Raw genomic sequence first — 26462 nt, forward strand, 5'->3', positions numbered from 1 at the left:
CCCCCTAGCCCATCCAGTGCTCTACCCCCTGAGGTATTCATCCGAGGCGATACCTAAATATCTTTCGCGGAGAACCAGCTATTTCCCAGTTTGATTGGCCTTTCACCCCTAACCACAAGTCATCGGAGCCTTTTTCAACAGGCACCCGTTCGGTCCTCCAGTGAGTGTTACCTCACCTTCAACCTGCTCATGGCTAGATCACTAGGTTTCGGGTCTAATACAACGAACTTGGCGCCCTATTCAGACTCGCTTTCGCTACGCCTTCGCCTATCGGCTTAAGCTTGCTCGTTAAATTAAGTCGCTGGCCCATAATACAAAAGGTACGATGTCACCCAGAACGAATCTTGGGCTCCATCTGTTTGTAGGTGTCCGGTTTCAGGTCTATTTCACTCCCCTCGTCGGGGTGCTTTTCACCTTTCCCTCACGGTACTGGTTCGCTATCGGTCGCTGAGGAGTACTTAGGCTTGGAGGGTGGTCCCCCCGTGTTCAGACAGGATTGCACGTGTCCCGCCTTACTCGTGGATACATCATCGCATTACTCGTACGGGGCTATCACCCTCTGAGGCCCGGCTTTCCTGACCGGTTCCGATTGTCTTTGATGTATCACTGGCCTGGTCCGCGTTCGCTCGCCACTACTAACGGAGTCTCTGTTGATGTCCTTTCCTCCAGGTACTTAGATGTTTCAGTTCCCTGGGTTTGCTTGAAACCTCCTATGTATTCAGAAGTCTCATACCTTCTCTTGATAACCGGAAATCCAAAACCTTAGCGGTCATGGTCCCGATCATTTCTGGTCGAACACCAAGACACAAGGTCTTGGAGTTCCGGCTATCGAAGGTGGGTTTCCCCATTCGGAAATCCGCGGATCAAAGCTTCTTCGCAGCTCCCCACGGCTTATCGCAGCGTAGCACGTCCTTCATCGCCTCTCAGCGCCAAGGCATCCACCGAACACCCTTAAGGCACTTGATTGCTCTCATTATCAATGTCCACACACTCGGCAGAATGTTGTCTGCGCAACTGCCATTAAAGGCACGTACCCTCGAAGATACGATTGTCGCAGCCGGACATTGACTAGAAAGACCAGCTTGCTTCGTAAGATCGTTCCGATAGCGAGGCGGTCAAGCTTCGCTAAAAGGATCATTTTACAACTCGCAGCCAACCTTGCGGTCAGCGTCGAGCGCCGAAAATGATCCGGAGATAATGGAGGGCCCGCGCAGCAATCTGCTACACGACCCAACTCGGATCGATCTCCTCTTTACGATGTCAGAAAACACGCAACTTGCTGTCTATCCAGACTAGCAGGATGCGAAGTGATGTTTCGCGGACGACGGTGCACGATCAGTCGATGATCAAACCATCTGGTGGAGCCAGACGGGATCGAACCGACGACCTCATGCTTGCAAAGCACGCGCTCTCCCAGCTGAGCTATGGCCCCGTAACCAGAAGACGAATGCTCACTCGATGAAAGTGGTGGGCCTGGGAAGACTTGAACTTCCGACCTCACGCTTATCAAGCGCGCGCTCTAACCAACTGAGCTACAAGCCCCTAACGCATATCCCGTCAGGGACCGTGGGATCCTGCCGTTGCAGGCCCAGCGCGTGTTCGTCCGCGAAGAAAGAGAAACGTAGACGGCGAAATCCCGCCAATGCAGCTCAACGATCTGGCGATCTGTTGGCCGCTGATGTTTCTAAAACAGCTCGATAGAAGCAAGCTTCTGAAGAGCCATCCTTAGAAAGGAGGTGATCCAGCCGCAGGTTCCCCTACGGCTACCTTGTTACGACTTCACCCCAGTCGCTGACCCTACCGTGGCCGGCTGCCTCCTTGCGGTTAGCGCACCGTCTTCAGGTAAAACCAACTCCCATGGTGTGACGGGCGGTGTGTACAAGGCCCGGGAACGTATTCACCGTGGCGTGCTGATCCACGATTACTAGCGATTCCAACTTCATGGGCTCGAGTTGCAGAGCCCAATCCGAACTGAGACGGCTTTTTGAGATTTGCGAAGGGTCGCCCCTTAGCATCCCATTGTCACCGCCATTGTAGCACGTGTGTAGCCCAGCCCGTAAGGGCCATGAGGACTTGACGTCATCCCCACCTTCCTCGCGGCTTATCACCGGCAGTCTCCTTAGAGTGCTCAACTAAATGGTAGCAACTAAGGACGGGGGTTGCGCTCGTTGCGGGACTTAACCCAACATCTCACGACACGAGCTGACGACAGCCATGCAGCACCTGTGTTCCAGGCTCCGAAGAGAGGGTCACATCTCTGCGACCGGTCCTGGACATGTCAAGGGCTGGTAAGGTTCTGCGCGTTGCGTCGAATTAAACCACATGCTCCACCGCTTGTGCGGGCCCCCGTCAATTCCTTTGAGTTTTAATCTTGCGACCGTACTCCCCAGGCGGAATGCTTAAAGCGTTAGCTGCGCCACTAGTGAGTAAACCCACTAACGGCTGGCATTCATCGTTTACGGCGTGGACTACCAGGGTATCTAATCCTGTTTGCTCCCCACGCTTTCGTGCCTCAGCGTCAGTACCGGGCCAGTGAGCCGCCTTCGCCACTGGTGTTCTTGCGAATATCTACGAATTTCACCTCTACACTCGCAGTTCCACTCACCTCTCCCGGACTCAAGATCTTCAGTATCAAAGGCAGTTCTGGAGTTGAGCTCCAGGATTTCACCCCTGACTTAAAAACCCGCCTACGCACCCTTTACGCCCAGTGATTCCGAGCAACGCTAGCCCCCTTCGTATTACCGCGGCTGCTGGCACGAAGTTAGCCGGGGCTTATTCTTGCGGTACCGTCATTATCTTCCCGCACAAAAGAGCTTTACAACCCTAGGGCCTTCATCACTCACGCGGCATGGCTGGATCAGGGTTGCCCCCATTGTCCAATATTCCCCACTGCTGCCTCCCGTAGGAGTTTGGGCCGTGTCTCAGTCCCAATGTGGCTGATCATCCTCTCAGACCAGCTACTGATCGTCGCCTTGGTAGGCCATTACCCTACCAACTAGCTAATCAGACGCGGGCCGATCTTTCGGCGATAAATCTTTCCCCGTAAGGGCTTATCCGGTATTAGCACAAGTTTCCCTGTGTTGTTCCGAACCAAAAGGTACGTTCCCACGCGTTACTCACCCGTCTGCCGCTGACGTATTGCTACGCCCGCTCGACTTGCATGTGTTAAGCCTGCCGCCAGCGTTCGCTCTGAGCCAGGATCAAACTCTCAAGTTGGACTTGAACTTTGAACCGGCTGATCACAACGTTTGACGAGGTCCCACCATTGTCGACCGAAATCGACTTGCTGTCTGCGATTCACATCGCGGACAACGATGGTGTTTCCTTTGAAACGTGTACCGCCGAAGTCTTTCGTCCTCTCTCAGTACTCAAAAGCCGAAGCTCTCAAGTGATCCGAGAGGCGCAAGGACTCCGCCGTCCACGTTTCTCTTTCTTCATCTTCACTTGTCAAACAGCCCGGGACCGTGGAGGCCCCAACCTTCCGGAGTGGAAGGGTTCCGACACCCTTACCGACGTCGAATGACTCCAACCGATTGTGTCGGCTGTTGTGTCACTCAACAAGGTGAGGAGCATCAGTGGCGCGTTCGCTCGCCTTGGTCAGTGACCCGGCGGCGCCGCGCTCAGTGGTTGGGGTTATAGGCCCCACCTTCCGGGCTGTCAACGCCAATCGTCAACAAATCGTCGCACAGCGGATTGTCGTAAAAAATATAGTGATTACAGACGATTAGAGAGCCGTGGAGTCGGCCGGGCCGGGTCGCCCGGCAAAAAATCTGAAAAAAAGTTTGGGCCCAAGGGGGCTCCGGAGGGGCTCTCGATGGGCTCCTGGGAGGTGCCCCGGGGTGGCCCTGGACGCCCCCGGCTTAAGGCCCCGGCGCCGGGCCGTTCAGGAAACTTTTTCCCTATTAGGCGCCGTACTAGAGCCACAATCCCGCGGCGTTCTGGTATGAGACAAGCTTGAATCGCGGGGGTGCCAGTGGGGGCTACCGGCGATTTTCATGGGGTTCAGAGAAGGCGATCTGACGATGACGCGGCCTTCTTCGGACATTCGAAAGACATCGAGAGACCTTCACCTGCCTAGCTGTTCGTAATTTCGGCCGGGCCTCATCCGGGGCCTACTGAGTGCGAGCATCTATGCGACAAGGCTTTTTCCGAGATGCCCCTGCAAGAGGGCGACCGGGATGAGGCTTGAAGCGAAGGTTTCGGGTCGTTGATTGGGGGACTTGGGTTGAACCAGAGGACGTCACGCGGCGCTTACGGGCGTGAGACCGGGATCATCGATCTCGGCCACGAGCCGCCGCTGTCCGTCGATGGTTCGGAAGCCGCCGTCATCGATCGCCGTCGCGTCTCGGTGCAATGGTTCAGCGGCACAATTCTGACCGGACTCTGCGGCGCAGCCCTGATCGGCGGCGCCGTTTTCGCATCTCTCGACGGCGAAATGACCTTTGCCAAAGTGCCGGAGCGGGTTGAAGGCGCGCTGCGCGGCGCCTTCGGCACCGCCGATCGCACCGCCACGCTGCACAAGAGCGACCGCCTGCCGCCGCCGAACGACTCGACCGCCTCGCGCAACATCGTGCGCGTCTCGACGGTTGCCCGCGTCGGCAACCGCGACGTGATGCGGGTGCGTCCCTTCATCCGGATCGCCGGCAATCTGTCGATGACGACGAGCGATTTGTCGGCGAAGATTCCGCCGTTCAACGCGCAGCGCATGCTCACCGACGTCGGCTCCGATTCGAAGACCGCGACCGACGACCCGAACAACCCCGAGGCTGTCGAACCCGACGCCGAGGTCTCCTTCGTCACCAAGGACCTCTCGCCGGTGTTGCCGAAGGCCAAGATTTCCGCGGTGGTGGCGCTCGACGACATCCTGATGCGGGTCCGCGATGCCGCCAATTGGCGCGGCAATGGCGGAGTGCGCTACGCTTCGCTCGCCAATGCCACCGCCGACGTTTCCGGCGTGGGCGGCCCGTCGGACATGAAGATGGCCTACGCCACCGAGGCCTCATCGTCCGATCCCTATGCTGGTTTCGAGACCCGGGTGGTGCCGGAAAACGTGACGCTGCTGCCGAAGACCAAGGAGCAGATCACCGGCGGCAATCCCACCGGCGAACGCGTGCACCTGGTCAAGAAAGGCGACAGCGTCGCCTCCGTGCTGCGCGATCTCGGCGCCACGCCTGACGAGATCAAGGCGATCGCCGCGACGCTTGGCCCGCGCGGCCGCGACGGCGGCCTGAAGGAAGGCGAAAAGCTCCGCATCCTGATGGCGCCCGCAAGCCCCGGCGCCCGGCTGCAGCCCTATCGCGTCGTCGTCGCCAACGACACGGTTGTCGAGGCGATCGCGGCGCTGTCCGATCTCGGCAAATACGTCGCGGTCGACGTCTCCAGCATGAACACCGTTGCCGATGCCACGACCAGCACCAGCAGCGAAGACGATGACGATGATGACGGCAGCGGCGTGCGGCTCTACCAGAGCATCTACGAGACCGCGATGCGCAACAAAGTGCCGATGCCCGTCATCGACGACATGATCAAGATCTACTCCTACGACGTCGATTTCCAGCGCAAGGTGCAGCCGGGCGATTCGTTCGACGTGTTCTACGCCGGCGAAGACGAGGGCTCGGCAGCGGTCGACAAGAGCGAAGTGCTGTTCGCCTCGCTCACCGTCGGCGGCGAAACCAAGAAATATTATCGCTACCAGAGCCCCGACGACGGCGTCGTCGACTACTATGACGAGACCGGAAAGAGCGCGAAGAAGTTCCTGGTCCGCAAGCCCGTCAACAGCGCCATCATGCGCTCGGGCTTCGGCGGCCGCCGCCATCCGATCCTCGGCTATGTGAAGATGCACACCGGAGTCGACTGGGCCACGGCCTACGGCACGCCGATCTTCGCTGCCGGCAACGGCGTGATCGAGAAGGCGCAGCTCGAAGGCGGCTACGGCAAATACGTCCGCATCAAGCACAACAACGGCTACGAGACCGCCTACGGCCATATGTCGGCTTTCGCCAAGGGCATGGAGCCCGGCAAGAAGGTGCGGCAGGGCCAGGTCATCGGCTTCGTCGGCTCGACTGGCCAGTCGACCGGCCCGCACGTCCACTACGAAATCCTCGTCAACGGCCGCTTCGTCGACCCGATGCGCGTGAAACTGCCGCGCGGCCGTTCGCTGGAAGGTCCGATGCTGGCAAGCTTCGAGAAGGAACGCGACCGGCTCGACGGCATGATGAGTGGCCGCGGCGGCGCCATCGCCCGCATGTCGGACGCCACCGGCGGCCCGCTCCAGGTCACCAACCGGTAGTTGCAGCCGGCCGAGATCGGCCAGACATGTCTGCAATACGTGGTCGCGGTCCAGCGTTCATATCACCCCCACCACAATTCCAAGTTTCGTTTGCCAAAGCGGCGTGAGCGGCGAATACTTTCCGAAAAATCGGGAGGTCTCGCCATGACGAACAGGCTCGCCTGCGCAGCGTTCGCTGTTGCGATTTTCTCAACCACAGGCGTATTTGCCGAGAGCTGGGAGGTCACCAGGCTAGTCCCGGGCTCGGCCTTCCATGGCGTGCACGGGCTTGGAATCGACAAGGACGGCCATCTGTTTGCAGGCAGCGTCGCAGGGGCGGCACTCTACGAAGTCGACATCGCAGGCGGCACCGCCAAGGTTGTGATCCCCGCTCCTGTCGGCATGGCGGACGACATCGCGTTCGCGGCCGACGGCACCATGACCTGGACCGGTTTCCTCACCGGCGATCTGTATTCGCGCAAGGGCGACGGCCCGATCAAGAAGCTGGCCAGCGGCCTTCCGGGCATCAATTCGCTCGCCTACCGAAAGGACGGCCGGCTCTATGCCACGACTGTCTTCCTCGGTGACACGCTCTATGAAATCGACGTCGAGGGCGTCAAAGCGCCGCGTCAGATCATGGAGAAAATGGGCGGTCTCAACGGCTTCGAGTTCGGTCCCGACGACAAGCTCTACGGTCCGCTCTGGTTCAAGGGACAGGTCGCCAAGGTCGACGTCGACAAGGCCGAGCTGACCGTCGTCGCCGACGGCTTCAAGGTCCCGGCTGCGGTGAACTTCGATTCCAAGGGCAATCTCTGGGTGGTCGACTCCGCGCTCGGCCAGCTCGTCCGGGTCGATCCAAAGTCCGGCACCAAGACCATGGTCGCGCAACTGAAGCCGTCGCTGGACAATCTCGCGATCGACGACAAGGACCGCATCTACGTCTCCAACATGGCCGATAACGGCATCCAGGAGGTCGATCCGGCGACCGGCCAGGCGAAGCAGATCATCATCGGCAAGCTCGCGCTGCCCGGCGGCATCGGCGTCACCTCCGAGAACGGCAAGGATACGATCCATATCGCCGACGTGTTCGCCTATCGCACCGTGGACGGGACGACCGGCGAGGTCACCGAGAAGGCGCGCATGCATGCCGACGGCGTCACGCTCGAATATCCGATGAGCGCAACGGCCAAGGGCAACGACGTGATTCTGTCGAGCTGGTTCACCGGGACCGTGCAGGTGATCGACGGCAAGACCGGCGCCACGCGTGACATGCTGCACGACTTCAAGGCCCCGCATGATGCGATCCTGCTCGGAGACGGCAGTATCCTGGTGGCCGAGCTCGGCACCAAATCGCTGGTCCGCGTCAGCGGCGAGCATGGCAAGGACCGCACCACGATGATCGGTGGTCTCGAGGGCCCGATCGGGCTCGTCGCCGGATCGGGCGACGAGGTCTACGTCACCGAAGCCTTCGCCGGTCTCGTATCCAGGATCGAGAAGAACGGCGAGAAGACCGTGATCGCCAAGGACCTGAAAATGCCCGAAGGCCTGGCGCGCGGCAGCGACGGCAAGCTGGTCGTGGCGGAAGTCGGCGCCAAACGGCTGATCGAGATCGCGCCGGAGAACGGAGAGATCACCGAGATCGCGGCCAATCTTCCGATCGGCCTCGTCGGCGCGCCGAACGGGCTGCCGACCCACATCCCGACCGGCGTCGCGGTCGGCAGCTCCGGCGCCATCTATTTCAGCTCGGACATCGAGAATGCGCTCTACAAGGTGGTGAAGAAATAGGGTCCTGCTTGCACGGGACCGGGGACGGAACCGCCAGGCCCGTTCCCGGTTAGACGCAGACGGAAAGCCGACCAGCAGGAGGATCGCCTCATGACGCGCCTCTCACGCGACGATGTCGTCAAGACCGTGGACGGGGCCGACGACGTCACCATCGCCCAGATCATCGGAACCGGGGCGACTGTCGAGGAACTCGCCGAGGCCCAGGCGTGGCTCGCCAATGACGAGCCCATGATCAATGATCTGCGGCCGCTCGCGCAGGGCCGCGTGCGCGAGCTGGTGGATATTCTCTCGGAGCTCGAAGAGGACAGTGACGAGGAAGGTCCGGGCGAGACGGGCTCCGCGTCCACGATCAGCTAGAGTTGCATTTTCGCAAAGCAAGACGCCCCGGAGAGGCGAACCTCTCCGGGGCGTCTCCTTTTCATTCTGATCGCGACGCTCAGTTCAGCTTGCGCTTCGTGACCGGCGCCTCGAACTGGGTGATCTCGGCGGTCTGCGGCGCCTTGCCGTTGAAGGTCAGCACATTGCCTTCGGACGAGATCGCGACGCTGTCGCCATCCCTGACGTCGCCGGCCAGGATCATCTCGGCAAGCGGATCCTGCAGGTAGCGCTGGATCACCCGCTTGAGCGGCCGGGCGCCGTAGGCGGGATCCCAACCCTTGGCAGCGAGCCAATCTCGGCCGGCAGCATCGAGCGTCAGCACGATCTTGCGATCAGTCAGGAGCTTCTGCAGCCGCGCGAACTGGATCTCGACGATCCGGCCCATCTCGCTCCGCTGCAGGCGGTGGAACAGAATGATCTCGTCGACGCGGTTCAGGAACTCGGGGCGGAAATGTCCCCGCACCATGCCCATCACCTGATCACGCACGGCCGAGGTGTCTTCGCCCTCGGGTTGATTGACCAGATACTCCGAACCGAGATTCGAGGTCATGATGATCAGCGTGTTGCGGAAATCGACGGTGCGGCCCTGACCATCGGTCAGGCGGCCGTCGTCGAGCACCTGCAACAGGACGTTGAAGACATCAGGATGCGCTTTCTCGATCTCGTCGAACAGCACCACCTGATAGGGCCGGCGCCGCACCGCTTCGGTGAGCGCACCGCCCTCGTCATAGCCGACATAGCCCGGAGGCGCGCCGATCAGCCGCGAGACCGAGTGCTTCTCCATGTACTCGGACATGTCGAGGCGGACCATCGCCGTCTCGTCGTTGAAGAGGTACTCGGCGAGCGCTTTCGTCAGCTCGGTCTTGCCGACGCCGGTCGGCCCTAAGAACATGAACGAGCCGGTGGGGCGGTTCGGATCCTGCAGGCCCGCGCGCGAGCGGCGCACGGCGGTCGCGACCGCACGGACGGCTTCGCTCTGGCCGACCACGCGCTGTCCGAGCTGCTCCTCCATCTTCAGGAGCTTCTCCTTCTCGCCTTCCAGCATCTTGTCGACCGGCACGCCGGTCCAGCGCGAGACCACCTGGGCGATGTGGTTGGCGGTGACAGCCTCCTCCATCATCTCGCCGGAGTTCTCCTTGGCCTCGATCTCGGCAAGCTGCTTCTCGAGCTGCGGGATGCGGCCATAGGCCAGCTCGCCGGCTTTCTGGAATTCGCCGCGCCGCTGCGCGTTGGCGAGCTCGACACGCAAGCCGTCGAGCTCGGCCTTCAGCTTCTGGGCGTCGGAGAGCTTGTTCTTCTCCGCGCTCCAGCGCGCCGTCAGCGCAGCCGACTTCTCCTCGAGCTCGGCCAAGTCCTTCTCCAGCGTCTGGAGCCGGGACTTGGAGCCGACATCGCTCTCCTTCTTCAGGGCCTCCTGCTCGATCTTGAGCCGGATGATCTCGCGGTCGAGCGAATCCAGCTCTTCCGGCTTGGAATCGACCTGCATCTTCAGCCGCGCTGCGGCCTCATCCATGAGGTCGATCGCCTTGTCGGGCAGGAAGCGGTCGGTGATGTAGCGGTTGGACAGGGTCGTCGCCGCAACGAGCGCGGAATCGGTGATCCGCACGCCGTGATGCTGCTCGTACTTGTCCTTCAGGCCGCGCAGGATCGAGATGGTGTCCTCGACCGAGGGCTCGCTGACGAAGATCGGCTGGAAGCGCCGCGCCAGCGCGGCGTCCTTCTCGACATGCTTCTGATACTCGTCGAGCGTGGTCGCGCCGATGCAATGCAGTTCGCCGCGGGCGAGCGCGGGCTTGAGCAGGTTGGAGGCGTCCATCGCGCCGTCGCCCTTGCCGGCGCCGATCAGCGTGTGCATCTCGTCGATGAACAGGATGAAGGTGCCCTCGCTCCCGGTCACCTCCTGGAGCACGGCCTTCAGCCGCTCCTCGAACTCGCCGCGGTATTTTGCGCCCGCAATCAATGCGCCGAGATCGAGCGACAGCAGCTTCTTGTCCTTCAGGCTCTCCGGCACGTCGCCGTTGACGATGCGCAGCGCAAGGCCCTCGGCGATGGCGGTCTTGCCGACGCCGGGCTCGCCGATCAGGACAGGATTGTTCTTGGTCCGGCGCGAGAGCACCTGGATGGTGCGGCGGATCTCCTCGTCGCGGCCGATGACCGGATCGAGCTTGCCGTCGCGGGCTGCCTGGGTCAGGTCACGGGCATATTTCTTCAGCGCGTCATAAGCGTTCTCGGCGGTCGCGCTGTCAGCCGTGCGACCCTTGCGCAGCGCTTCGATTGCCGCGTTGAGGTTTTGCGGGGTGACCCCGCCCTTGTTCAGGATGGTGCCGGCCTCGCTGGTCTTCTCCAGCGTGAGCCCGAGCAGAAGCCGCTCGACGGTGACGAAGCTGTCGCCGGCCTTCTCGCCGGCCTTTTCGGCGGCGTCGAAGGTGCGGGCGAGTTCGGGCGCCAGATAGATCTGTCCGGCACCGCCGCCACTGACCTTCGGCACCTTGTTGAGGGCGTCCTCGGTCGCCTTCAGAATTGCACGGGAATTACCGCCGGCGCGGTCGATCAGACCGGACGCCAGCCCCTCATTGTCGTCCAGCAGCACCTTCAGGACGTGCAGGGTGGAAAACTGCTGATGCCCCTCGCGCATCGCGAGCGACTGCGCGGACTGGATGAAGCCCCTGGAGCGTTCGGTATACTTCTCGATATTCATAGCTTTTCTATCCCTCGGCCTGCCCCTGGAGCCCTCTCAGGCACTCCAAACGGCATCTTCATTGGGTTTCCGCTTGCCGCGTTGACATTCCTCAACCGGCAACGGTCGTTATCAGCCGACGCTGGCGCCGGCCTGACCCAGATGTGGGAAGCGCGCCGCCCGACTTGAAGAGGCGACTTCACAATTTCGTGCGCTGATCGGCCGACTTGGCGGGCGCGGGTCGAATCCCCTAAGTAGCGGCATGACAGCCAGCCAGACCGCCGAAATCACCGCCCTTTACCGCTACCCGATCAAAGGCCTCACCCCGGAAGCACTGCCCCGGGTCCCGTTACGGACCGGCCAGACTCTCCCGGCCGACCGCCGCTACGCCATCGAGAACGGCCCGAGCGGGTTTGACCCCGAGGCGCCGGAGTGGAAGCCAAAGATCCAGTTTCTGATGCTGGCCCGCAACGAGCGGCTGGCGTCGCTCGACAGCCGTTTCGAGGATGCGACCAACCGCCTGACCATCCGCAAGGACGGCCAGATCGTCGCCAGCGGCGATCTCGAGACCGCCGCCGGACGCGCTGCGATCGAGGACTATTTCACGAAGAATTTTCAGCCGGAGCTGAAGGGCCCGCCGAAGGTGCTGTCCGGCCGCGACCACAGCTTTTCCGACGTCGCGCGCAAGGTCGTGTCCATCATCAATCTCGACAGCGTCCGCGCCATCGAGACCATGCTCGGCGGCGTTGCCGTCAATCCGCTGCGCTTCCGCGCCAATCTCTACGTGAAGGGCTGGCCGGCCTGGTCCGAGCTCGATCTCGTCGACCAGACGCTCGCGATCGGGCAGGCGCGCCTGAAAGTGGTCAAGCGCATCAAGCGATGCCCGGCCACCAATGTCGATCCTGACACCGCCGTGCGCGATCTCGACATTCCGCCAACGCTCTCGCGCCATCTCGGCCACATGGATTGCGGCATCTATGCCGAGGTGACCGCCGACGGCGAGATCGGCGTGGGGGATGCGGTCGCGGTGGAGCAGCCGAAGCTGGTGTGATGGCACGCAGCTTCAACACACACCGTCATTGCGAGCGCAGCGAAGCAATCCAGACTATTTCCGCGGAGGGGTGAGCCTCCCCTAAATCGGTGGACACCTATAGCTTAGGCAGCGAGAGGTGTCAGATGGCGAAACGGCGGCGTCGGTCCTATTCGGACGAGTACAAGCGGCAGGCAGTTGATCTGGTTTTGTCGAGCGGCCGCTCGGCGAAGTCGGTATCGAAGGAGCTCGGGCTTGACGGCTCCGTGCTCAGCCGATGGGTGAAGGAGCGGAGCACGGTGGTAGCCGGCGGCAGCGCTGCGGCGCCCACGTCGCAAGCGGCGGTGCCGTCGGCGGACCAGGCTGACGTGATCGCACGGTTGCAGCGGGAAAACGAACAGTTGCGCATGGAGCGCGACATTTTAAAAAAGTCGATCGCGATCTTTGCTGGACCCCGGACATGAGGTTCCGCTTCATCGAAGATCGCCGTGCGGACTATCCGGTCCAGATCATGTGCCGTGTGCTCGGCGTCTCGCCCGCGGGCTACTATGCCTGGCGGTCGCGGCCGGAAAGCCCCCGGGCCGCTGCCAATCGAGAGTTGTTGGAGGACATCAAGCGGGTTCATCGCGACAGCCATGGCCGCTATGGCAGCCCGCGCATCCATGCCGAACTCAAAGCCCAGGGCCATCGTGCAAGCCGTGGCCGGATCGAGCGGCAGATGCGCCACCACGCTGTTCGGGCCGTCTCGGCCGGGCCGCGACGATGCCGCACCACCGACAGTGGGCATGGCTTCCCGATCGCGCCGAACCTGCTCGGCCGGAACTTCTCGGCCGCCATGCGCAATCAGATTTGGCTCGCCGACATCACTTATGTCTGGACCGGCCAGGGATGGTTGTACCTGGCCGCCATCATGGATTTGCACAGCCGCCGTATCGTGGGGTGGGCGATGGACGAACATCTGCGCGCCGAACTACCGCTTGCCGCATTGCGGATGGCGATCAAGGGACAAAAGCCCAGCGCCGGTTTGATCCATCACTCCGATCGCGGCACTCAATATGCTTCAACCGAGTACCGCCAGGCGCTGCAAGCCGCCGGCTTCCGGCCGTCGATGAGTCGCAGAGCCGATTGCTACGACAATGCCCCGATGGAAAGCTTCTTCCACACGCTGAAGACCGAGCTGATCCATCACTGCCAATATGCAACCCGCAATGACGCAGAGCGCGACATCTTCACTTACATCGAGGGCTTCTACAACAATCACCGCAGACACTCGGCCATCGGCTATATCAGCCCAGCCGAGATGGAGCTAAAATCGGCTTGATCCCTGTCCACTTTTTTGGGGGAAGATCAGGGTTCTGGATTGCTTCGTCGCTTCGCTCCTCGCAATGACGAGAGTGGTGAAGCCTCAATTCGGCATCACATAGGCATAGATCCGGCCGCGCGAGATCGGTGCCTCGCGGACACGGTTGCCGTTGTTGCCGGAGATCATGATCGGATTGCCCCGCGCGTCGATGCCGGTGATGATACCGACGTGACCGCCCCGGCCGCCGCGCGACATCACCGCGATGGCGCCGACCTGCGGACCGGAGACGCGCGTGCCGTAACGTGCGAACGAGCTCGCCATGTCGGAGCCGGTGCCGCGATGGCCGGTCTTCTCCAGCACCATATTCATGAAGCGCGCGCACCACAGGCTGACGCGCCCCGTGGGATTGCCGCCGAGATAACGGCGCGCCTCGGACACGAGGCCGGAGCCACCACCGAAGCCACTGCTCATGCTCGCGCCGGCATTGGCGTTCGGCTCATAGCTGGCCTGCGTGTTGGCGAACCCTCCCGCCTGCAACGCAGCCGCGCTGCGCTCGAAGCGCGAGCTGCGGGCCGAGTGCCGGTAGTGATGATGTCTGCTGGCGTGGTGCACGTAAGCGTGCCGCTCTGCGCTATGACGATGATGCGGCCGCGCTGAGGCCGGAGAAACGAACACGGCGAACGCCGCGAAGAAGAACGCCAGCGCGACAAAACAACGCGACAGGCGCGATGCAAACAACTCGAACATTCTTCATCCTTCGTTGACACCCCCATTCCCGTCGGCCCGTGCGGTGGCCGACATCCGTGGGGCCGTTAAGCCGCCCGATGTGGCGAGAAAAAGACGAGGTGCCCGCGAATAGCTGCGATGATTTTGCGTCAATGCTGGTGTGAAGCCGCCTCATTGCGAACATCAACATTAACTGCAATCCTGAAGGTGCGGCTTGAAGAGAGGGAAACAGTTAATGCCCCACGCCACGACCACGGACGACGTCCGCATTTATTTCGAAGAGGCGGGCCAGGGAACGCCGATCATTTTTCTTCACGAATTCGCGGCCGACTACACCAATTGGGAGCCGCAGATGCGCTACTTCTCGCGCGGCCATCGCTGCATCACCTATTCCGCACGCGGCTACACGCCGTCCGACGTGCCTGCTGGCGAGGTCTACACCTACAAGCATTTCTACACCGACGCACTCGCCGTGCTCGATCACCTCGGAATCGCGCGCGCGCATCTCGTCGGCCTGTCGATGGGCGCATACTCGTCGCTTCAGATCGGATTGAACGCGCCACAGCGTGCGCTGTCGATGACGCTCGCCGGCGTCGGCTCCGGCTCGGAGCTCGAGAATTTGGAGGCGTGGCGCAAGCAGTGCCGCGCCAATGCCGAGCAGTTCGAGACGCTGGGTTCTGCCGAAGTCGCAAAGGCCACGCGCGAGGCGCCGAGCCGGATTCCCTTCCTGGTGAAAGACCCGCGCGGTCATGCCGATTTCTACGCCGCGCTGGCGCGGCACAACGCCAAGGGATCGGCCAACACGATGCGGGGCTTCCAGGGCGGCCGCCCCTCGATCTACACGCTGACGGATGCGATCCAGAAGGTGGCAACGCCCGCGCTGATCATCTGCGGTGACGAGGACGATCCGTGCATCGGCGCCAGCCTGTTCCTGAAGAAGCATTTGCCGGCGGCAGGCCTCGCGATGTTTCCGAAGTCCGGCCATGTGCTCAACCTCGAAGAGCCAGCGTTGTTCAATGAGACAGTGGAGCGGTTCATCAGGCTGGCCGAAGCCGGGCGATGGCCGGTGCGGGATCCGCGGTTGGTGGCGGCGGGCTAGGCTGAGCTCTCGCACCAGACTCCGCTGTCATTCCCCGCGAAGGCGGGGAATCCAGTACGCCGTGGCCTCTCGATTCAATCACGACCGTCTCGGAGTACTGGATCGCCCGGTCAAGCCGGGCGATGACAGTTGAATGTGTGGCGCACATCTGCCTCATACTCCGTCATTGCGAGCGTAGCGAAGCAATCCAGACTGTCTCCGCGGAAAGATCCTGATTGCTTCGTCGCAAGGGCTCCTCGCAATGACGGCCTTGATACAGTCGCGTAGCCCGGATGGAGCGAAAGCAAAATCCCGGATTCTTGAATGCTGCACGATTGCACCGGATTGCGCTGCGCACTATCCGGGCTGTGGGCTAAATCTCTTCGACTCGTAGCGGCACAACTGTCTCGGCTTCATGATTTCTTCCGGACCAGTTGCCCCATACGACTTTGGCGTCGAAACGCCTGCCGCGACAGAGAACACTTATCACGTCGCCCACAACCGGCGCAGCATCTTGAGAATAATTTTCATCGCGACTAAGTTCTTTCTCAGTCACGAGCTCTCCTGACTTGAGAAGAATGCGTTTGACCCAATACGCCACACTCAATCCTCTTGCTCATCCACCAGTCGCTTAGCCCTTATGGAGCGAAAGCGAATCCGGGCTACAACTGCTTTCTCCGTCATTGCGAGCAGCGAAGCAATCCAGACTGTCTCCGCCGAGGGATCCTGGATTGTTTCGCTGCGCTCGCAATGACGGCGGCCTCATCTCCCCCCGCCCCGGCTCAGCAGAAACACCCCCTGCTCACCGAACAGATTCCACACCCACCAGGGCAGCCGCAGCCGCAGCGGACGGCCATAGAGGTCGAGCGCCTCGGCGCGCTCCATCTTGACGTGGATTTCGTCGCAGAGCTCGACGAAATCCTTGATGGTGCAGAAATGGATGTTGGCGGTGTCGTACCAGCTCGCCGGCAGGTTCTCCGTGCGCGGCATGTGGCCGCCGATCAGGAGCTGGAGGCGCATCCGCCAGAAGCCGAAATTGGGAAATGTGACGATGGCGCGGCGGCCGATGCGCAGCAGATTTTCCAGCACGACCTTGGGCTGGCGCGTCGCCTGCAGCGTCTGCGACAGGATCACGTAATCGAAGGCGTCGTCGGGATAGTTGACGAGGTCGGTGTCCGCATCGCCCTGCACCACCGCGAGCCCCTTTGCCACGCAGCGATTGACGCCCTCGCGCGACAATTCGATGCCGCGGCCGTCGATGCCGCGGGTCTCCAAGAGCTGAAGCAGATCGCCCTCGCCGCAGCCGACGTCGAGCACCTTTGAGCCCGGCTTGACCATCTCGGCCACCAGCAGATGGTCGGCGCGATAGTTTCCCGATTGCGTGGTCACGATGCCGTTGAACGGCAGCACTTCTTGCGCGGACATGTCAGCCGTCCTTGTTCGTGAGCCCGCGCGCCTTGCCGGCCGATTGCAGGAAGGCGCGCGAGATGTCGAAGAATTCGGGCACGTCGAGCAGGAAGGCATCATGGCCGCGATCGGTCTCGATCTCGGCGAACGACACCCGCGCGCTCGACGCATTCAGCGCATGCACCAGCGCGCGCGATTCCGAGGTCGGGAACAGCCAGTCGCTGGTGAAGGAGACCACGCAGAAGCGCGTCTCGATCCCCGCGAACGCCTTCGCCAGCACGCCGCCATGGTCGGCGGCGATGTCGAAATAGTCCATCGCGCGGGTCAGATAGAGATAGGAGTTGGCATCGAACCGCTCGACGAAGGACGAGCCCTGATAACGCAGATAGGACTCGACCTGGAAATCGGCGTCGAACGAGAAGGTCGGGAGCTCGCGATCCTGCATGCGCCGGCCGAACTTGCGATGCAGCGCCGCGTCCGAGAGATAGGTGATGTGCGCGGCCATGCGCGCGACCGCGAGGCCACGGTGCGGATGGATGCCCTGGTCGGCATAGGCGCCATTGTGCCAGTCGGGATCGGCCATCACGGCCTGGCGGCCGAGCTCGTGGAAGGCGATGTTCTGCGCCGAGTGCCGCGTCGAACAGGCGATCGCCAGCGCGGAGTAGACGCGCGCAGGGTACGCCGCGGTCCATTGCAGCACTTGCATGCCGCCCATCGAGCCGCCGACGACGGCGAACAGCGTGTCGATGCCGAGGCGGTCGATCAGCATCGCCTGCGCGCGCACCATGTCGGGGATGGTGATGACAGGAAAATCCAGGCCCCACACCTTGCCGGTGGCGGGATTGATCGAGGCCGGACCGGTCGAGCCCATGCAGCCGCCGATCACGTTGGAGCAGATGATGAAGTACCTGGCGGGATCGAGCGGCCGGCCCGGGCCAACCAGCGTCTCCCACCAGCCGGACTTGCCGGTGACCGGATGCACATTGGCGACGTGCTGATCGCCGGTCAGCGCATGGCAGATCAGCACCGCGTTGGAGCGATCGGCATTGAGCTCGCCATAGGTCTTGTAGGCGATCTGGAACGGGGTGAGGTCGATGCCGCAATCGAGCCGCAGCGGCTGGTCGGCGCCGAACCGCGCGACTTCCGAACTCGGATGATCGACCTCATGCGACCGATCGTCGGCACTGATCGCAGGACTGGGTACGGACTTGACGCCAACCATCTCTGACCATCGACCTCGTTTGCGATCGGACTTTCCGATCGCGACTGACATCAGGCCATGAAAAACCCGGCCTGAACAATAGGTTCGGCCGGGATCGGAAGCGTCCCCGGCCTGTTTAGCGAGTTTTTTAACGTGGCTGCAAGCCGGCCGGCTCAAATGACCACGGAACGGGCAAAAACCTACTGGTTTGGGCTGATTTCGTCAAGTCACGGTCCGGATTAACCAAATTGGCCCTTCAGTTGGCAACCCTGAGGGACGTCATTTCTCTTTGCTTTCGCCGCCATGACTGCCTAATCAGGACATTCCCCGCAGCTCTCAGCAGCCTGTCAGATATGTCCCAACGTCCGCCCGCGCCACCATCGCTCCAGGAATTGCGCAAGGAGATCGACGCGATCGACGAGGCCATGCATCGCCTGTTGATGCAGCGCGGCGACATCATCGACCGCCTGATCCAGGTGAAGCAGACCCAGGAGGTCGGCTCGGCGTTCCGGCCCGCGCGCGAGGCCTCGATGATGCGCGAGATCGTGCAGCGTCATCGCGGCATCCTGCCGCTCGACACGGTCGAGAGCATCTGGCGCGTCATCATCTCGACCTTCACCTATGTCCAGGCGCCGTTCTCCGTGCATGCCGACATCTCGGCGAGCGAGCCGGCGATGCGCGATTCCGTACGTTTCCATTTCGGCTTCACGGTGCCTTACGTCGCGCATTTCAGTGCGCAGGCGGCCGTCGAGGCCGTGGCGAAATCCAAGGGTGACCTCGCGCTGGTCTCGGCGACCTCGAGCCGCACACCATGGTGGCTCGAGCTGGAAGCGGTAGGAGCGCCGAAGATCATCGCGCGCATGCCCTTCGTCGAGCGCGCCGACCATCCGGCGTCGCTGCCGGTGTTCGCGATCTCGCGCGTCGCCGACAGCGCCGTGGTGACGGAGGTCGAGACCTTCAGCGTGCGCGTGTCGGGATGGAATGCCGAGGTCGCGCGGGCGCTGTCGCCGCTCGCCGACATCGTGGCTGTGCCCGATACCGCCTTCGACGGGGCCGCGCTGCTGGTCTCGGTTACATCAGACACCAGCATCGACAAGATCAAGGCTGCCCTGATCGAAGCGGGGGCCTCGGTACGCTCCACGGCCCTCGTCGGCAGCCACGCAACGCGCTATACGGTGCCCCCGACAGGGCCGAAATCGTAAATCGCGTTCCGCCTAAAGCTACTTCCGGAGTTGAAGATGTCCCGCCCCGTGCCGAATCCCGGCATTCTCGATATTGCGCCCTACACGCCCGGCAAGAGTCCGGTCGCGGAGCCCGGCCGCAAGGTGTTCAAGCTCTCGGCCAACGAGACGCCGTTCGGACCCTCGCCCAAGGCGATCGAGGCCTTCAAGCACGTCGCGGATCATCTGGAGGACTATCCTGAGGGAACCTCGCGCGTGCTGCGCGAGGCGATCGGCCGCTCCTTCGGCCTCGATCCCAATCGCATCATCTGCGGCGCCGGCTCGGACGAGATCCTCAATCTGCTCGCCCACACCTATCTCAGCCACGGCGACGAGGCGATCTCGACCACGCACGGCTTCCTGGTCTACCCGATCGCCACCATGGCCGTCGGCGCCAAGAACGTGGTCGCGGCGGAGAAGAACCTGACCTGCGACGTCGACGCCATTCTCAAGGCGGTGACGCCGAAGACGAAGCTGGTCTGGCTCGCCAACCCCAACAACCCGACCGGCACCTATATCCCGTTCGATGAGGTCAAGCGCCTGCGCGCCGGCCTGCCCTCGCACGTGCTGCTGGTGCTGGATGCCGCCTATTGCGACTACGTCTCGCGCAACGATTACGAGATGGGGATCGAGCTCGTCGCCACCACCGAAAATACGGTGGTGACGCACACCTTCTCCAAGATCCACGGTCTGGCAGCGCTGCGCGTCGGCTGGATGTTCGGCCCCGAGCACATCATCGACGCCGTCAATCGCATCCGCGGTCCTTTCAACGTGTCGACGCCGGCGATGTACGCCGCGGTTGCGGCGATCGAGGACACCGCGCACCAGGCGATGTCGAAGCAGTTCACCGAGACCTGGCGCAACTGGCTCACCGAGGAGATCACCAAGCTCGGGCTGAAGGTGACGCCCGGCGTCGCCAATTTCGTGCTGATCCATTTCCCGGAAAGCGGCAAGACCTCGGATGCGGCCGACGCCTATCTCACCAAGCGCGGCCTCGTGCTGCGCGCGCTGAAGAACTACGGCCTGCACCATCACCTGCGCATGACCATCGGCACCGAGGAGGCCAACCGCCTCGTCGTCGAGGCCCTGCGCGACTTCATGGCCGGCAAATGAGCGTGGACCCGCACTTCCAGCGCGTCGCCCTGATCGGCTTCGGCCTGATCGGCGGCTCGATCGCGCGTGCTGCGAAGCTTCAAGGCTTGGCGGGCGAGATCGTCACCACCGCGCGCTCGGAGAAGACGCGCGCGCGCGTGCTCGAGCTCGGCATTGTCGACAAGGTCGTGGCGACCAATGCGGAAGCGGTGAAGGATGCCGATCTCGTCATCCTCTGCATTCCCGTCGGCGCCTGCGGGCCTGTGGCGCAGGAGATTGCCGCTCATCTGAAGCCCGGCGCGATCATCTCTGACGTCGGCTCGGTCAAGGGCGCTGTGGTCAGGGACATGGCGCCGCATCTGCCGAATACCGTTCATTTCGTGCCGGCGCACCCCGTCGCGGGCACCGAGCATTCGGGACCGGATTCCGGTTTCGCCGAGCTCTTCATCAACCGCTGGTGCATCCTGACCCCGCCCGAAGGCACCGACACTAATGCCACCGCGCATCTGCGCGCCTTCTGGGCGGCGATGGGCGCCAAGGTCGAGGTGATGACGCCGGATCATCATGATCTCGTGCTCGCCATCACCAGCCATCTGCCGCATCTGATCGCCTACACCATCGTCGGCACCGCCGACGAGCTGGCGCAGGTGACGGAGTCCGAGGTCATCAAGTTCTCCGCCGGCGGTTTCCGCGATTTCACCCGCATCGCGGCCTCCGACCCGACGATGTGGCGCGACGTCTTCCTTGCCAACAAGGAAGCGGTGCTGGAAATGCTCGGCACCTTCACCGAGGATCTGGCAAAACTCACCCGCGCGATCCGCCGCGGTGATGGCGAAGCACTGTTCGACCATTTCACCCGCACCCGCGCCATCCGCCGCGGCATCGTCGAGATCGGGCAGGATTCGGCTGCAGCGGATTTCGGCCGTCAGCACGGACAGCTCGACAAGAAACCCGGCTAAGTGCGGTCCTTGAGTTGCACGATGCGGCGGCGACCGGCAAGGCCGGCGCCGATCTGCATGCACACGCCGAGCATCCAGGTGGCGCCGAACAGGAGATTGCCGGCAGGATCGGACGTCTCGTCGAACACGAAAGCATAGAGCGCGAGCAGGCCCGCTCCGGCCGCGAGAAACGTGCCGGTCGCGCTGGCGAGACCGATAAGGGGCGATCGATGCACCGGCCCGCCCTGAAGCAGCGGCCAGCGCGGGATGTCGATCCCAAGATAGGCGCCGATCATTCCGAGCACGATCAATAGAGCGGTGACTTCGACGGTATCGAACCAGGGCAGCTCGGCCCGCATCAGCAAGGCGGCGACGAAGGTCGCGCCGACCGCGCCCGTCATCGCCAGGCCAAGCCGGGCGACGACGTGCGCGAGCCGAAGGATCAGAAGACCGTCGGACAATTGCCACTCACAATAGATCAGAACGGATAGTACCGGATCTGCGTCATGACGATGTTGTCGTCGGTCTTGGGCGCACCGCCGACACCGGCGAAGGCAAAGCGTTGCGTGTAGGAATACTGCACGCCGGCTTTGAGCGTGCCGTAATTGCCCTGGTAAACGGTGTCGTAGACGCCGGCGGTGACCTGCCGGACTTCCTTGGTGTTGCCGTTACACGTCGCCGCCGGCGTGTTCTCGGTGAAGCAACCGGTGTTGTTGTAGAGCGGATTGCCGTAACCGAACGGTACGGTGCCCACATTGGCGAAATTCGCCTTGGCTTTTTCGAGGCCGGCATAGCTGTAGACATCGAGTTCAGGCGTTGCGTGCCAGATCAGGCCGGCCGCGGCCGCCGTGATGGTCAGCGGCAGCACCGTGCCGTCCTGCGCCAGTGCGGCATCGGGGAACGGCGTCGCCGTGAAGCGTCCGAGCACGCCATGCGCGCCGTAGAGCTGAAGATCGAGGGTCTTCGGAATCAGCTCGGCAAAGACATGGCCGCCGAAGCTGCCGGTGTCGTAGGTGTGGTTGGCGCCGTTGAAGCGGTCGAACAGCTGGCGGTAGAGCGCCCACGCCTCGACATGCAGCTTGTAGGGCCCGAGGCGCGGGTCCCACGCCGCCTTGACCGTGAAGTCAGGCACCTGGTTCAAGCTGACATTGTTGAGGTTGTTGAAGAAGCTGCCGCCCGGCCCGGTCAGATTGACCTGAAGGTTGGGATTGAGCACGCCTTGCGGACCGACCGCGGGCGTACCGACCGCCGGCGTATTGCCGCCGAAGAACGCGGTCTGCGGATTCTCGACGGAGGCCGCGAGCTTGAACTCAGGCCCGATGTCCTTCCAGACGCGCAGACCAGGTTGGCGTGCCGCCAGAAGTCCCGGAACGGATTCGAAGTCGATCACACCCGGCGCGTCGATGCCGCGAGGATCGATGCCCGCCCTGGTCGGCGCATTCAGCGACCAGGATTGGCCGGCCAGGAAGTGCAGACCGAGATCGGTTCGATCGACCTCGAGGCTGAGCTGGCGCATGCGCGGGTTGAAGGAGTTGGTGGCCACCGAGCTCGCCGTCTGCGCCGCGCCCTCGAAGTCGATTTCGCCATAGCCCGCGAGATGCGTGTCGGCGTCGGCGTTGCCTTCGGCCAGGACCGAGAATCTGCTCTGGCGCGCGGAGAACCGCGTCTCCGGGACAAAGAAATTGTGGGCCTGCGGATAAGGGATGAAATTGTAGACCGAGCCGGTGTCGGAGGCGATGTTGCGCGAGCGGTAGATGCCGGTGAGGTCGACCCAGCCGCCGAATGTCAGCGTGATGCCCTTGTAGCAGACCTTTCCGCCCGCACACGCCTCGACGGGAAGCGCCTTGTAGGTCCCCGGCATCGGCAAGGCTCTGGCCTGCACCGCCTCGACCTGACGCGTCTTACGCGCCTCCGAATCCACCTTCTGCTGCAGCTCCTTCAGCTTGGCCTTCAGCGCCTGAATTTCGGTTGCGACATTGTCGTCGGCACGCGCCTGCCCCGAACAGGCAGCGAGTAGTCCCAGCATCAGTCCGCGAGTAATGATCCGCACGTAAGCCTCCCTCCACTTGGGAAGCAGGTCCTGATGGTTGCGCCCCCGGCGCGTGCTTGCTTCCCTGGTGTGGAGTGATTTGAATGAGGCTGCGGTTATTCGCTGGCCCGCGCATCTTCTGCATCACGTTTTTCTGACGATCCTGTTCGGAATATTTTCATCGCCCGGCCGATCCGCACGCGCGCGATATCAGCACATCTGATGCCGTGCGCATTGGACCCGACCGGGACATGGCCGGGCCCAACTCCGCGACGCTACGTCTCAAGGGGGATGGCGGTTACTTGCCCTTGGTCGCGCGGATCACCGTGGGGCGCGGTGATTTCGCAGAATTCACGTAAGCCATCGAACCGCGCGTGACGGGGCTCGACAGGTTACGGTCGCCGTTCGGATATTGGGCTGCGAAGGAGGCTGGCTCCTGCGACTGCCACTGTGCGAATGCGGGCGTGGCCAGTGCGGTCGAGATGGCGATGGCGGCAACGAACAGCTTGGACGTGGTCATGAGTCTCTCCTGCCTGAGCGGTCCGCCTCATCGTGCGGCCGACATGGAGAGAGAGCGGCGATCGGGGCTCCGCATTCCCGATGCGAAGCCGTCTCGTCATCACATTGGCGCGAAAGCGCCGTGACCGCAGATCAATACAGCGGCGGAATCTCGCCGACCTTGACCGGGCCAAGCAGCACGGCGCCGTCGACGAACTTCAGCGGGAAGCTGCGCGCCTTCTTGCCCTCGAGCGTGCTCTCGGTGCCGATCGAGTTGATACCGGCGGCGACGCCGGCATTGGCGTTCTGCTTGATGACTTTGCCGAGGCCGGGAACGGCCCGGTCAAGCGCCCCGAACAGATTGTTGAGGTCCTGGGATTTCACGCCAGGCGCGACCCGATCGAGCGTTGCCTGCGGCACGCCCTCTTCCAGCATCTTCTCGATGCCGAGCGCCGGGATGACGCGCTCGAGACCGGTCACGGTCATCTGCAATTCGCCGTCCAGTCTGCCATTGGCCGAAAGGCCCAGCGTGCCGGCCGCGACCGCAATCATCTCGCCCTGCTGGATCCGTGATTGCACGATCTCGATGTGACCGCCGGCGGCCTGGATTTCGCGGAAACGTTGCGGCCAGGGCTTTGGCGCGAGGTCGGAAAGCCCGGTGATCTTCGCGCGCGTGTCTGCTTCGAACGGCTCGGCGAGCAGGGGATGAACGCCCTGGATGCTGCCTTGCGCGACGTGGAGCACGGTCTCGATCACGGGATGATCGGACGACGATCCATCGGCGAGGCGCCCGTGCAGCTCAATCTGCTTGGCCCGCGCGAGCGGCACCTGCACACTGCCGTCCATCCTGGTGATGCTCGGATCGTCGAACACGATCGAGGCGCGCTCCGGCACGGCCGGCAGGCCGACCACGCTGCTGCGGCCCTTGCTCCAGTTCACCACGAAGGTGTTCTGTGTGACCCCGTCGACGAGCGTTGCAGGCGCGGAGAATTCGGCGATGACAAGCTTGGGATCATAGACCTGGGCCACGACCAGGATGTTGTCGAGCTTGGCCGTGAACGGCGTCTTGCTCGCATTCTGCGAGACCAGGGCGACGCTGGCGCCGGAGCACTGCACCTCGAAGCGGAAGGGGAAACCCGCGATCGAACGCTTGGCGCAGTCATAGATGCGGCCGGCTTTGGCCTCCTGCGCGCGCCATGCATCGGCCGCAACTTCGGCCTGTGACGCCGCATAGAACCAGAAGCCGCTCCAGGCAGCAGCAAGGATCAGGAGAAGGACAGGAGCAATGAAAAGCCCCCAACGGGAGCGCCGACCTGCGGCAATGGTCATATCGGACATGCGGCGACCCTTTGGCCCCAGATTTTGTCAAATGTAAGCGAGGCAGACCCCGGACGAAAGGTGGAGAATTCGCTTCGCTTGGGGGGCCGGTTCTGGTAGCCGTGCCCGAAATGTCGGAAATCATCCTCCCCTCCGTCACGTCTGCCAAGGGCGACCTCTGGGTGTTCGGTTACGGTTCGCTGATGTGGCGGCCGGGCTTCGCATTCGAGGAACGCGTCCCGGCGCGGCTGGTCGGCGAACATCGCGCACTCTGCGTCTATTCCTTCGTGCATCGCGGCACGCCGGAACAGCCGGGCCTGGTGCTGGGGCTCGACCGCGGCGGCGCCTGCCGCGGCATCGCCTTCCGCGTCGCTGAGAAGAACCGCGCCGACGTCGTCGCCTATTTGCGGGCGCGCGAGCAGGTGACGTCGGTCTATCGCGAGGTGATGCGTTCGGTGTGGCTCGAGAACGAAGCGCGTGAGCGCGTCTCCGCACTCGCCTATGTCGTCGACCGCGGCCATGTGCAATATGCCGGTCGCCTCTCGCTCGCCGAGCAGCATCGCCACGTGCTCCAGGGCCATGGCCAATCCGGCGCCAACCGCGACTATGTCACGGCGACCGTGAAAGCGATCGAGGCCGAAGGCTTTCGCGATACGCAATTGCATCAGCTCGCCATGATGCTGCACGGTGAGGCGCATTCGCCGCATGCACAGGCTCCGGACGACAACAGGGACAGCCGCTAGCTTTCCGAAGGCGCATAGCTCGGCGCGCTGCCGATCAGCTGCTCCTGCTCTCTCCGTCCCGCCTCGACGATACGGCTGGTCGCGTCTTCGATCGCCGTCTGCACGCGCGTGAGAAACTCATCTTTGGGCAGGCCCGGCGGCAGCGGATCGAGGAACTCCACCACCAGCGTGCCGGGGTAGCGCATGAAGGTCCGCCGCGGCCAGAACAGGCCGGAATTGAGCGCGATCGGCAGGCACTGCACGCCGCAGGACGAATAGATCTGCGCAAAGCCGGTCTTGTAGTCCGGCGGCGCTCCCGGCGCGCGACGCGTGCCTTCGGGGAAGATGACGAGCTGGCCGCCGGCGCGCACCGCCTCGCGCGCGCGGCGGGTCATGTCGAGCAGCGCCTTGACGCCGGCATTGCGGTCGATCGCGATCATCCCGGTCTTGACCAGGAACTGGCCGAACACCGGGATCTGCATGAGCTGGCGCTTGAGGATGAAGATCGGCCTGACGAAGAAGCCCGGCAGCACGAAGGTCTCCCAGAACGACTGGTGCTTTGCCACGATCACCAGCGGTCCCGCCGGGATCTTCTCGACACCGCGAAATTCCACCTTGATGTTGCAGACCACGCGCATCAGGACCAGCGTCGCCTTCGCCCACCACGCGGCGACCGTCAGCATCGCGCGCGGCGGCAATGCGAAGGTCGGCAGCGCCACGATCGCGAGGCAGACCAGCACCGCGTAGAACAGCACGTTGAACACGAGCGAGCGCAGGAAAATCAGGAACATCA

General features: G+C 62.8%; 20 protein-coding genes, 2 tRNA genes, 2 rRNA genes and 1 riboswitch (1 of these 25 only partly in view). Of the genes, 10 read left to right on the forward strand and 14 right to left on the reverse strand.

Annotated elements, in window-relative coordinates:
• The 4 genes from XH89_RS33900 to XH89_RS33915 all read right to left on the reverse strand — a co-directional run.
• Positions 1-966 (reverse strand): 23S ribosomal RNA (locus XH89_RS33900) (it extends 1881 nt beyond the left edge of the window).
• Between the two features lie 390 nt (positions 967-1356).
• Positions 1357-1432: transfer RNA gene (locus XH89_RS33905), tRNA-Ala, on the reverse strand.
• A gap of 33 nt (positions 1433-1465) precedes the next feature.
• Positions 1466-1542: transfer RNA gene (locus XH89_RS33910), tRNA-Ile, on the reverse strand.
• Positions 1543-1729: 187 nt separating this feature from the next.
• A 16S ribosomal RNA gene (locus XH89_RS33915) occupies positions 1730-3216 on the reverse strand.
• The 16S and 23S rRNA genes sit together here with 2 tRNA genes alongside, the layout of an rRNA operon.
• A 1009-nt stretch (positions 3217-4225) precedes the next feature.
• Here XH89_RS33915 and XH89_RS33920 point away from each other — a divergent pair.
• From XH89_RS33920 to XH89_RS33930, 3 genes are all read left to right on the forward strand, one after another.
• The gene (locus XH89_RS33920) at positions 4226-6289 is read left to right on the forward strand and encodes a M23 family metallopeptidase (RefSeq protein WP_194464628.1); all 2064 of its coding nucleotides are present in this window, start codon (positions 4226-4228) and stop codon (positions 6287-6289) included.
• A 144-nt stretch (positions 6290-6433) separates the two neighbouring features.
• Entirely contained in the window at positions 6434-8053 is a 1620-nt protein-coding gene (locus tag XH89_RS33925) for a hypothetical protein (RefSeq protein ID WP_194464629.1), read from the forward strand.
• A gap of 90 nt (positions 8054-8143) precedes the next feature.
• Positions 8144-8410, forward strand: a complete 267-nt coding sequence (locus XH89_RS33930; RefSeq protein ID WP_194464630.1) for a hypothetical protein — start codon at positions 8144-8146, stop codon at positions 8408-8410.
• 79 nt (positions 8411-8489) lie between these two features.
• On the opposite strand, the gene clpB is transcribed toward XH89_RS33930, so the two are convergent.
• Positions 8490-11129 (reverse strand): ATP-dependent chaperone ClpB, encoded by a 2640-nt coding sequence (clpB, locus tag XH89_RS33935; protein WP_194464631.1) that lies wholly within the window; start codon positions 11127-11129, stop codon positions 8490-8492.
• Between the two features lie 241 nt (positions 11130-11370).
• On the opposite strand from clpB, the gene XH89_RS33940 reads away from it, so the two are divergent.
• Both XH89_RS33940 and XH89_RS33945 read left to right on the forward strand, forming a co-directional pair.
• The gene (locus tag XH89_RS33940) at positions 11371-12159 is read left to right on the forward strand and encodes an MOSC domain-containing protein (RefSeq protein ID WP_194464632.1); all 789 of its coding nucleotides are present in this window, start codon (positions 11371-11373) and stop codon (positions 12157-12159) included.
• A 125-nt stretch (positions 12160-12284) separates the two neighbouring features.
• Positions 12285-13459, forward strand: a protein-coding gene (locus tag XH89_RS33945) for an IS3 family transposase (protein ID WP_194462646.1) whose coding sequence is annotated in 2 segments (ribosomal slippage) — positions 12285-12594 and positions 12594-13459 — 1176 coding nt in all. Because the reading frame shifts where the segments join, the coding sequence is not laid out codon by codon here.
• Positions 13460-13543: 84 nt separating this feature from the next.
• On the opposite strand, the gene XH89_RS33950 is transcribed toward XH89_RS33945, so the two are convergent.
• Positions 13544-14188, reverse strand: a complete 645-nt coding sequence (locus tag XH89_RS33950) for a TIGR02594 family protein (RefSeq protein WP_194464633.1) — start codon at positions 14186-14188, stop codon at positions 13544-13546.
• A 214-nt stretch (positions 14189-14402) separates the two neighbouring features.
• Between XH89_RS33950 and XH89_RS33955 the strand changes: the two genes are divergently transcribed.
• Positions 14403-15266 carry an alpha/beta fold hydrolase gene (locus XH89_RS33955; RefSeq protein ID WP_194464634.1) on the forward strand — a complete coding sequence of 288 codons (864 nt, stop codon included), beginning with the start codon at positions 14403-14405 and terminating at the stop codon, positions 15264-15266.
• Positions 15267-15618: 352 nt separating this feature from the next.
• Here the strand turns inward: XH89_RS33955 and XH89_RS33960 are convergent, their stop codons facing one another.
• From XH89_RS33960 to XH89_RS33970, 3 genes are all read right to left on the reverse strand, one after another.
• Positions 15619-15801 (reverse strand): hypothetical protein, encoded by a 183-nt coding sequence (locus XH89_RS33960; protein ID WP_194464635.1) that lies wholly within the window; start codon positions 15799-15801, stop codon positions 15619-15621.
• A gap of 206 nt (positions 15802-16007) precedes the next feature.
• On the reverse strand, positions 16008-16670 hold the full coding sequence (gene metW / locus XH89_RS33965) for a methionine biosynthesis protein MetW (protein WP_194464636.1): 663 nt from the start codon (positions 16668-16670) through the stop codon (positions 16008-16010).
• Between the two features lies 1 nt (position 16671).
• A complete protein-coding gene (locus XH89_RS33970; protein WP_194464637.1) occupies positions 16672-17874 on the reverse strand; it encodes a homoserine O-acetyltransferase in 1203 nt (400 codons plus the stop codon).
• 94 nt (positions 17875-17968) lie between these two features.
• Positions 17969-18048: riboswitch (SAM riboswitch) on the reverse strand.
• Positions 18049-18206: 158 nt separating this feature from the next.
• Between XH89_RS33970 and XH89_RS33975 the strand changes: the two genes are divergently transcribed.
• Genes XH89_RS33975 through XH89_RS33985 form a run of 3 tightly spaced genes read left to right on the forward strand, consistent with a single transcriptional unit; the run spans position 18207 to position 21124 of the window.
• A complete protein-coding gene (locus XH89_RS33975; protein ID WP_194464638.1) occupies positions 18207-19055 on the forward strand; it encodes a chorismate mutase in 849 nt (282 codons plus the stop codon).
• 36 nt (positions 19056-19091) lie between these two features.
• Complete coding sequence (hisC, locus tag XH89_RS33980) at positions 19092-20186, forward strand: histidinol-phosphate transaminase (RefSeq protein WP_194464639.1); 1095 nt, start codon at positions 19092-19094, stop codon at positions 20184-20186.
• Positions 20183-21124, forward strand: a complete 942-nt coding sequence (locus XH89_RS33985; RefSeq protein ID WP_194464640.1) for a prephenate/arogenate dehydrogenase family protein — start codon at positions 20183-20185, stop codon at positions 21122-21124. Before hisC ends, XH89_RS33985 begins: the two co-directional genes overlap by 4 nt.
• On the opposite strand, the gene XH89_RS33990 is transcribed toward XH89_RS33985, so the two are convergent.
• The 4 genes from XH89_RS33990 to XH89_RS34005 all read right to left on the reverse strand — a co-directional run bounded on the left by XH89_RS33990 (position 21121) and on the right by XH89_RS34005 (position 24968).
• Positions 21121-21564 (reverse strand): hypothetical protein, encoded by a 444-nt coding sequence (locus XH89_RS33990; RefSeq protein WP_194464641.1) that lies wholly within the window; start codon positions 21562-21564, stop codon positions 21121-21123. The genes XH89_RS33985 and XH89_RS33990 overlap by 4 nt on opposite strands.
• Before the next feature lie 17 nt (positions 21565-21581).
• The gene (locus tag XH89_RS33995; protein ID WP_194464642.1) at positions 21582-23153 is read right to left on the reverse strand and encodes a hypothetical protein; all 1572 of its coding nucleotides are present in this window, start codon (positions 23151-23153) and stop codon (positions 21582-21584) included.
• Positions 23154-23430: 277 nt separating this feature from the next.
• Entirely contained in the window at positions 23431-23652 is a 222-nt protein-coding gene (locus tag XH89_RS34000) for a hypothetical protein (RefSeq protein ID WP_194464643.1), read from the reverse strand.
• A 131-nt stretch (positions 23653-23783) separates the two neighbouring features.
• Entirely contained in the window at positions 23784-24968 is a 1185-nt protein-coding gene (locus XH89_RS34005) for a DUF2125 domain-containing protein (RefSeq protein WP_194464644.1), read from the reverse strand.
• Between the two features lie 110 nt (positions 24969-25078).
• On the opposite strand from XH89_RS34005, the gene XH89_RS34010 reads away from it, so the two are divergent.
• Entirely contained in the window at positions 25079-25690 is a 612-nt protein-coding gene (locus tag XH89_RS34010) for a gamma-glutamylcyclotransferase (RefSeq protein WP_194464645.1), read from the forward strand.
• Here the strand turns inward: XH89_RS34010 and XH89_RS34015 are convergent.
• Positions 25687-26460 carry a 1-acyl-sn-glycerol-3-phosphate acyltransferase gene (locus XH89_RS34015; RefSeq protein ID WP_194464646.1) on the reverse strand — a complete coding sequence of 258 codons (774 nt, stop codon included), beginning with the start codon at positions 26458-26460 and terminating at the stop codon, positions 25687-25689. The genes XH89_RS34010 and XH89_RS34015 overlap by 4 nt on opposite strands.
• Positions 26461-26462: the final 2 nt, after the last annotated feature.

The sequence above is a fragment of the Bradyrhizobium sp. CCBAU 53340 genome (genome assembly GCF_015291645.1).
Lineage (GTDB): Bacteria > Pseudomonadota > Alphaproteobacteria > Rhizobiales > Xanthobacteraceae > Bradyrhizobium.